Source organism: Nguyenibacter vanlangensis (assembly GCF_013376155.1).
Taxonomy (GTDB): Bacteria; Pseudomonadota; Alphaproteobacteria; order Acetobacterales; family Acetobacteraceae; genus Gluconacetobacter; species Gluconacetobacter vanlangensis.
In genome coordinates this window covers 1-1,240 of record NZ_JABXXP010000782.1, presented here as the reverse complement: position 1 = coordinate 1,240, position 1,240 = coordinate 1, and the positions used below count along the sequence as shown (strand labels likewise).

The 1,240-nt window shown below is 67.9% G+C and carries 2 protein-coding genes; both read left to right on the top strand.

Features of this window, described 5'->3' with window-relative positions; all coding sequences use genetic code 11:
- On the top strand, window positions 1-771 hold a 771-nt coding region (locus HUK84_RS18985; RefSeq protein WP_176641611.1), incomplete at its 5' end, for an MlaE family ABC transporter permease.
- A 3-nt stretch (window positions 772-774) separates the two neighbouring features.
- Window positions 775-1,240: P-loop NTPase family protein (locus HUK84_RS18980; RefSeq protein ID WP_176641610.1), on the top strand; the 466-nt coding region annotated here is incomplete at its 3' end.

Below are 1,240 nucleotides of genomic sequence, written 5' to 3'. Positions count from 1 at the left end.
CTGGCCGCGATCGGGCGGCTGACGCGGCATCAGGTCCGTTTCGCGCTGGTGCTGGTCGGGGCGGGCTGGGGCGTGTTGCGCGAAACCCTGCGGCCTTATACCTGGCGCCGGACGGTCCGGCAGGAATTCCGGCTGTGCCTGCGCCAGGTCGTGGGCGGCGGTTTTCTGAGCGTGCTGGTGACCGCGACCCTGGCCGGCCTGACCGTGGTGTCGCAGGCGGCGTACTGGCTGGGGTTCGCTGGCATGGCGCAGATGACGGGATCGATCCTGGTGTCGGTCCTGGTGCGCGAGATCGCACCGGTGCTGGTGGGCGTCATCCTGCTGGGGCGCAGCGGCATGCTGAGCCTGACGGAAATCGGCATGCTGACCCTCGGCGGGCAGATCCGCGCCATGGAGGCCCAGGGCCTGGACCCGTTCCTGCTGCTGGTCCTGCCGCGCACCTTCGCCTTTACAGTGGGCGGGTTCACGCTGGGCATCATCTTCGCGACCGTGTCATTGCTGATGGGGTTCATCGTCACCCACACGGCGGGCGTGATCAGTACGTCGGTCTGGACCTTCTTCTCGAACGTGCTGAGGGCGATGTCGGCCTGGGATTTCCTGATCATTCCGCTGAAATTCGTCCTGGTCGGCTATTGCATCGGGCTGGGGTCCTGTCTGACCGGGCTGCTGGTCGACCGGGACGATACGATCGCCACCCTGATGCCGCGCGGCTTCGCCCGGGGGATATTGCTGGTGCTGGGGGTCAATATCGTGTTCAGCCTGGGGTTCTGAGCGATGGCGAGCCGTGGCCCGATGCTGGAACTTCGTGCGGCGCGACCCTCGTTCGAGGAAAGCGGCATGGCGCCGGTGCCGATCGACTTGCGGCTGATGCCGGGCGATTGCGCCGTCATCGAATGCCGCGATCCCGGGCGCGCCACCCTTTTTGCCGATCTGTGCTCGGGCATGGTGAATCTGACGGCGGGTTCGGTCCGCTTCATGGGGCTGGACTGGCGCGAGCTGGGCGACCGGCAGGCCAATGCGCTGCGCGGGCGGATCGGGCGGATCACGCAGCGCGCATCCTGGCTGGACCTGTTCGGCACGCACTTGAACATCATGCTGCCGCAACTGCATCATACGCGCCGTCCGGCGAGGGAACTGGTCGAGGCGTCGATCGCGCTGGGTCATGCGTTCGGCTTGCCGGGCATGCCGCTTTCCGGCCCGGGGCGGCTGTCGGCGGCCGACCTGGCGCGCGCGGCCTGCG